The following is a 7098-nucleotide window of genomic DNA, read 5'->3' on the forward strand; positions in this document are numbered from 1 at the left end:
GAAGCGCCGGATTACTACTTTGGCACGCGTGTCATTCATCCCCCGCTTGGTTTTGCGTTCAGTTGGACTTTTTTGATTGGGGGCGGGTTGTTTATCGGCTTTCTGGCAAGCATGTTTGCACGGTTAATTCTGCCTGATCTGGCAAACCTGCTCGGTAATGTACTGGGCATTTACGATTTACAGGTTTTTGCGGTTGCACTGAATAATCCGCAGGTGATGGTCTACATTGGAAGCGGATTGATTTTTACGGCATTTATCTTTTCCATCCTTTCTCCGCGGGCAATCCGAAGCATCATCGGCTGGGGAGCTGGAATTTCCATTGCGGGCTGGCTTTTAATTCTTGGTCAGTTTTCATCTGTTCCTCAAAACCGATTCAGCGAATTGTTTGACCGAATTTTTGGTGCTGGTTCGCATTCTCTGCATCTTAATCTTGCCTTTCAATTGGGGATGAAGGCGCAGGGCGAGACCCTCCCTGAGATGATTGCCATTGGCTTAATCATTGGGCTATCGGGCTTCTTTGCACTGGGCTTACCGGTGTGGATGTCCGGTGAGCTGCGTACTGACCGGCGGAATATCGTCCCAGCCGGTTTGCTGGCGCTGATTGTGGCTGGTTTTTTGGGTGTTGCAGCGGTCGCGCTGGTCGAAAGAACCATTTCGTGGCAATTCCTGGCAGCAGAAAGTTTTCTGCGCCTGAAGGGCATTACTGGCGAAGGCGGAGTGGTTTTACCGATGCCGGTTTCAACCCCTGGCGGGGGTAGTTCAACCGGTGTACTGCGGGGAATTGTATTGCCCTGGCTGCCGTTTTATGCGGCGGTTGTCCAGCCCAACCCGCTTTTATTGTTCTTTTTAGCCGTCATCTGGGTAATGATGTTTGTTCTGGTTGTGCAGGTATATATGATCTCCTTGAGCCGTATTATCAAAGCCTGGGCAGATGACCGCCTCATGCCGGAGTGGGTTGGTCTGGTGCACGCCCGGCAGCACAGCCCGCTGTTTGCGCTTCTATTGGTGACCATGATTGCCCTGCTGGTGGTCATTGATGCGGCGCAGGCAAACTGGATTGGAAATCATTACAATTTTGCGCTGTTTGTGGCTTTTGGGCTTTTGTTGCCGGTTCTGGCAATGATCAAAAATCCCTATCATTTCCTTGCAGAAGGAGAGGATAGACCATCGCGGGGCTGGGTGCGCTTTTTGGGGGGAACTACGCTGTTGATCTTGATCGCAGCAATCAGCCTGCCGTATGTCTTTCAGGTCAACATTTTACCGGTTGACGGACAGTCGGCTGTTCTTTTAGCGATTGTTTTTGTCAGCGGTCTGATCTGGTTTATTGGCAGGCGGCTGTATTTGAAACAACGCGGGATAGATTTGATGGCTTTTTTTAAAAAGCTTCCGGAGAAAAGTCAATAATCCAATCATCCTTCTGGATAATCTGAAATCCACCCCTTCAGGTGCTACAAACCCCTGTGAGGGGTTTTTGATTCTGGTATAATGCCTGTGAAATTGTCCAGTTAACTGGCAAATGTGACCCGCAGCGGGGTCAGCGGATGGAAGGATACATCGAACAAAGGAGGATCTCCAGCCGATGGAGAAACGAGAATATCTCAATCTTTATCATCAAATGGTTGTTATTCGCCGGCTTGAAGAACGTTCGGCGGAGTTGTACCAGCAAGGTAAAATCGGCGGTTTTTTGCACCTGTACATCGGACAGGAAGCGGTCAGCACCGGCTTGATCTCCGTGAGGAGACCTGAAGACCGCATCATCACCGCCTATCGCGATCATGGCGTGGCAATCAATTGCGGCCTTTCCGCGCGGGAGGTGATGGCGGAATTGCTTGGTAAGGTTACCGGCTGCTCGCGTGGGAAGGGCGGTTCAATGCACCTCGCCGATGTCAAGAAGAATTTTTGGGGTGGTCATGCCATTGTCGGCGCGCATTTGCCGATTGCAGCTGGTCTGGCACTGGGGGATTTTTACCAGAACAACAAAGCGGTGACGGTGTGTATGTTTGGAGATGGCGCTACCAATATTGGATATTTTCACGAAGCTCTCAATCTTTCCAAGGTATGGAACCTGCCGGTCCTGTGGGTGTGTGAAAATAATCAATACGGCATGGGCACCGCGGTAGATCGGGCTTCGGCGGTTTCAGAAATGCGCCGCAAAGCGGATGGCTATGGCATGAAAAGTGAAGCGGTGGACGGCATGGATGTAATCAAAGTCCGCGAAGTTTCAGCGCGCCTTTATGAGGAAATTCGCAATGGGAGCGGTCCACAATTTTTAGAAGTGATCACCTATCGTTTCCGAGGGCATTCGATGGGCGACCCGGAGCGGTATCGTTCTTCGGAAGAAGTAAAAACCTGGCTGGAAAACGATCCCATCGGTATTTATCACCGTTATTTACTGGAAAATACCATCGCATCCGAAGAAGAACTTCAGGAGCAAATTCGATTGGCCGAAGAAGAGGTCAATGATGCGGTAGCGTTTGCCGAAGCCAGCCCGGAACCGCCGGCAGAAGAATTGTTCAAGCACATTTACGTTGAAGGATAACGGGGTGACACTATGGCACGAATAACCATGCGCGAAGCCATCTCTCAGGCGTTGTGGGAGGAAATGGAACGAGACCCCAGTGTTTTCATTCTGGGAGAGGAAGTTGGGGTTTGGGGCGGTACCTACGCCGTGACCAAAGGTTTTTATGATCACTTTGGACCCGAGCGAGTGCGCGACACACCGATTGCAGAAGCAGCCATTATTGGTGCAGCAATTGGGGCGGCATTAACCGGTCTGCGCCCTGTTGCTGAATTAATGACCATCAATTTCGCCTTTTCGGCAATGGATCACATCGTCAATCAGGCAGCCAAACTACACTACATGTTTGGCGGGCAAATGATTTTACCGCTGGTCATCCGTGCGGTGGGAGGTGGAGGACGGCAATTGGGTGCTACTCACTCGCAAACCCCCGATGCAATTTTTGCTCATTTCCCCGGCTTGAAGGTGGTTGCCCCCGGTACGCCTGCGGATGCCAAGGGTATGCTCAAGGCGGCTATTCGCAGTCAGGATCCGGTTCTGTTCATCGAACATGCCACACTGTACCAGACCCGCGGTGAAGTGCCGGAGGGGGATTATATTGTCCCGCTGGGCAAATCCACCATTCAACGGGAAGGCCGGCATGTGACGATTGTGACCTATTCCAAGATGCTGGAGATTTCCACCAAAGCCGCCGATCAACTGGCAAAAGAAGGCATCGAAGCCGAGATTGTGGATTTGCGCTCGTTGCGTCCCCTGGATATGGCGCCGGTGTTAGAATCATTCAAAAAGACCAACCGGGCTGTCATCGTAGAAGAAGGCTGGCGGTCTTACGGTGTCGGTGCAGAAGTTGCCAGCCGGATTTATGAAGAGGCCTTTGATTATGTGGATGCTCCCATCAAGCGGGTGGCACAGGCTGAAGTGCCGCTGCCTTACAACCGTACATTGGAACAAATGGCACTTCCTCAGGTGGAGGATGTGATACAGGCGGTCAAGGAGGTGTTGTAATGGCTGAGATTATTGCCATGCCCAAATTGGGCTTTGATATGGCGGAAGGTACGCTGGTGCGCTGGGTGGTCGGCGAAGGTGAAAAAATTGAAAAAGGGCAGGTCCTGGCTGAGATTGAAACCGACAAAGCCACCGTTGAAGTTGAATCCAGCGCAGAAGGGATTGTGTATCGTCATCTGGTCAAGGCTGGCGATGTGGTGCCGGTAGGCACCCCGATAGCGGTCATAGCAGCCCCCGGTGAAGAAGTGAAAGACTTGCCGGGCGAAGCGGCTGCAGAAGAATCTCCACTGGCAGCGGCTCAACCTGCAGGTCAGCCCACAGGGACTGTTACTGCTGTTGAAGCGCCAATTGTGACCGCCGATGAAGAGGGGCGCACCAAAGCCTCACCTCTTGCCCGCCGCATGGCACTCGAATATGGCATTAACCTGAGTCAGGTACAGGGGAGCGGCCCCGGTGGGCGGGTTGTCAGGCGTGATATCGAGAGGGTTTTGCAATCGGCGCCCGCTGAACCTGCACCAGAAATTGAAACGCCGCTGCCTTCTGTTGCAGCGCCTGCAGTCCAGCCTTCTGCGCCAATCCCGGCTGCTATGCCGTTGCCTGCGATGGAAGATCAGCGCGCGGCAGTGGATAAACTGCGCGCTATCATCGGAAAGCGTATGGTCGAATCCAAAACCCAGATTCCGCACTTTTACCTGACCAGCGAAGTGGACATGGCAGCACTCATGGATCTGCGCAAGCAGTTCAACACTCAATTGCCTGAGGAGCAGAAATTATCGGTCAATGATTTTATGATCAAAGCTGCTGCGCTTGCTTTACGGCAGTTCCCTAACCTGAATGCTTCTTTGCAGGGGAACGAGATTGTTCGTCATGGACACCGTAACATTGGCGTTGCGGTCGCGCTGGAGAACGGCCTGATGACGATTGTTTGCAAAGATGCCGATTTCAAATCGCTTGGTTTGATTTCTCAAGAGGTCAAGGAAATGGTTAGTCGGGCGCGGGCTGGTAAAGTCCGCCCGGAGGACATTGAAGGCTCAACATTCTCGATCAGTAATTTAGGCATGTTTGAAGTTGAGCATTTTGTGGCGATCATCAATCCGCCGGAAGCGGCAATACTGGCAGTTGGATCCGTAAAAGAAGTGCCGGTTGTGGAAAATGGTGTGATCAAACCCGGTTTACGAATGAAGATGACCCTTTCTGCCGATCATCGGATTACCGATGGGGCAGAGGCGGCTAAATTCATGCAGACCTTGAAGAATTACCTCGAAAAACCGGCCTTGATTTTGCTGTAAGGATTACAAAGTTGAATTTGCAAACAGGGCTGGTCAGCGACCAGTCCTTGTTTTATTTGCGCTCGTAGATGAGACGGTAGATATTCATGATCTCAGCAATTGAGCGGATGTACCGCTGTGTTTCCTCAAAGCGGATGACTTCCACGAACAAATCGGGGTCGCCGCCGGAAAGTTGTGACCAGGCATAGGCATTGCCCGGACCGCCATTGTATGCTGCAAGAGCAAGATACAGGTCGCCTCCAAAATAATCACGTTGATTCGCCAGGTATTTGGCTCCCAGTCGGATATTGATCAACGGATTGTGTAAATCTTCCACCTGAAAGTCCGGATAGCCGTAGCGTTCAGCCAATTCCTGTCCCGTTGCAGGCATGATCTGCATCAACCCGCGCGCACCGGCGCTGGAAATCACAAAGGTTTCAAAGAAGGATTCCTGGCGAATAATACTGAACAGGAGCAGCGGGTGAAGGCCGGTTTCATTGGCTTCCTGCATCACCACGTCCTTGTAATAAGCCCCAAAGCGCACCAGATTGAAAAAGCGCGGGGCAGTCAGCGTTTGCAGATTGTCCATGCCGGCCAGATTGAGAATCTGACGACTGGCAAAGATGGCAGGCCGGTATGCCCCAATTTCCAGCATGATATTCAGAAAACGGTAGAGCGCGGTTGGATTTGAAGAGATTTCTTCACGCAGGCTTTCAAATTCACCGCGGGCGGTCTGGTAGAGACCGAGTTCCCATAAAGCCATACCGCGGATAAAGCGCGGATTTTGCGCTAAATCCCCCAGCCCTTCCAAATCCGTTTCAGGAGGAAGGGAAAAAGTGTCGCGTATCCAGTCTTCTGCCCGTTGTCGCTCGCTTGCCCAATCTACACCCAAATCATACACCGCTGGCGGATGAAGGGGCGGCTGATTGTTGAGCAGTTCATCCGCTCGTTCGCTGTAATAACCGGTTGGGTCCAGTGAGGCGGCTTGCTGCCAGGAAGCGCGGGCATCGTCGAGGTTACCGGCCCGCTGTTGAATTTTTCCAATCCACAGCAGGGCGGCAGCCTGATCGTTTGGTGAAGTGGAAAGCACCACCTGTCTTTGAAAGGCATTCAAGGCGCGTTCATCGGCGCCGATGCGGTAGTAAGTGATGCCAGCCAGAAATTGAGCGCGCGGGCTGATCGAGGCAGCCGGGTATTCTTGAAGCAGTCGTTCCCAGGTTTCAGCGGCGCGGGTCAAGCGATTGCTGCGTTCCAGAATTCGCGCAGCGCTAAACAAGGCATTGGGCGCTTCACTGGCGGAAGGATTTTGGGAAACAAAATCTAAAAGCGTTGAAGCAGCCGCTTCAAAGTTTTCCAAAAACGCCCACTGCGTATAGGCAATTTCCTGCCAGGCTGTGGAGTAAAACGAGTCGCCGGGGTGATCGCGAATCAAGGTCTGCCACTCTTCCAGTGCTCCTTCAATGTTATTGATCTGGCGGAGGGCAAGGGCGCGGTAGTGGTGAGGTATGCCGTCGTGGTCCGGATTATTGTTGATGTAACCCAGCAGAACTTCGGCTGCCAGGGCGTACTGTCCGGCAAAATAATTGACCAGCCCGCGGTTGAGTTGATTGACCGGTTGACCAGCGTTGACCAGTTCAATCAGCCCGGAATAGGTGTCGTAATAACGTGGAAAGTTGTTGACCGAATCCTGAAAGCGGGCGTAGGCTTGCTCCGGAAATCCCAGAATGAGATAGGCTTGGCCTGCCAGAAAGTTTGCCTGGGCTTTGTAATATTCATTGCTTGTACTTTGGTAGGCATCCAGATACTGGCGGATGGCGGATTCCAGATCATTCATTTGCTGGTAAGCCTGACCGATACGAATTTTCAAGCGGGCAGTATCCTGCGTATCGGAGGCCTGGATGGCTTTCTGGAAGGATTGAATGGCTTGCTCATATTGACCGGTGGCCATCCAGGCTTCCCCCGCTTTTTCAGCAATCAGATCATCCAGAATACCCGGCTTAAGTTGTAAATACATTTCATAGGCTTCGGCTGCTTTTTGATTTTCGCCTGTATTCAGGTAGGCTTCCGCCAGAAAGTAATACCCATTCGCGAGGGATTGATTGGGCGGGTGTTCGTTTATCAATGCCAGCAAGGTATCAATGGTCTGCTGGTAATTTCGTTCTTCAAAATAGGAGCGGGCAATTCCTACCAAAGCGGCTGCCTGAATTTCAGGATCACTGGTTGCCAGAGCGGCGGATTGATATTCCTGTCGGGCGCGTTGGGTGTCGCCCAGCAGCAGGGCTGTATCCCCCTGGTTTAACCGTACGG

Annotated in this window: 5 protein-coding genes; 4 read left to right on the forward strand and 1 reads right to left on the reverse strand. The window is 52.2% G+C overall.

Annotation, left to right across the window (positions count from 1 at the left end; genetic code table 11):
* The 4 genes from ACWIZX_RS09750 to ACWIZX_RS09765 form a co-directional block, all read left to right on the forward strand.
* On the forward strand, positions 1-1404 hold a 1404-nt coding region (locus ACWIZX_RS09750; RefSeq protein WP_448335617.1), incomplete at its 5' end, for a hypothetical protein.
* Between the two features lie 175 nt (positions 1405-1579).
* Complete coding sequence (gene pdhA, locus ACWIZX_RS09755) at positions 1580-2539, forward strand: pyruvate dehydrogenase (acetyl-transferring) E1 component subunit alpha (RefSeq protein ID WP_322793131.1); 960 nt, start codon at positions 1580-1582, stop codon at positions 2537-2539.
* Positions 2540-2551: 12 nt separating this feature from the next.
* Positions 2552-3523, forward strand: a complete 972-nt coding sequence (locus ACWIZX_RS09760; protein WP_322793132.1) for an alpha-ketoacid dehydrogenase subunit beta — start codon at positions 2552-2554, stop codon at positions 3521-3523.
* Positions 3523-4812 (forward strand): dihydrolipoamide acetyltransferase family protein, encoded by a 1290-nt coding sequence (locus tag ACWIZX_RS09765; protein WP_322793133.1) that lies wholly within the window; start codon positions 3523-3525, stop codon positions 4810-4812. The genes ACWIZX_RS09760 and ACWIZX_RS09765 overlap by 1 nt, the downstream gene beginning before the upstream one ends.
* A 52-nt stretch (positions 4813-4864) precedes the next feature.
* Here the strand turns inward: ACWIZX_RS09765 and ACWIZX_RS09770 are convergent.
* A partial coding sequence (locus ACWIZX_RS09770) for a lytic transglycosylase domain-containing protein (RefSeq protein ID WP_448335618.1) occupies positions 4865-7098 on the reverse strand: 2234 nt, incomplete at its 5' end.

It is taken from the genome of Bellilinea sp. (genome assembly GCF_053501535.1).

What these genes read in the sequence shown, in the direction of transcription:
- pdhA (WP_322793131.1), top strand. Translation starts at nt 1,580, where the DNA reads ATGGAGAAACGAGAATATCTCAATCTTTATCATCAAATGGTTGTTATT.
- ACWIZX_RS09760 (WP_322793132.1), top strand. Translation starts at nt 2,552, where the DNA reads ATGGCACGAATAACCATGCGCGAAGCCATCTCTCAGGCGTTGTGGGAG.
- ACWIZX_RS09765 (WP_322793133.1), top strand. Translation starts at nt 3,523, where the DNA reads ATGGCTGAGATTATTGCCATGCCCAAATTGGGCTTTGATATGGCGGAA.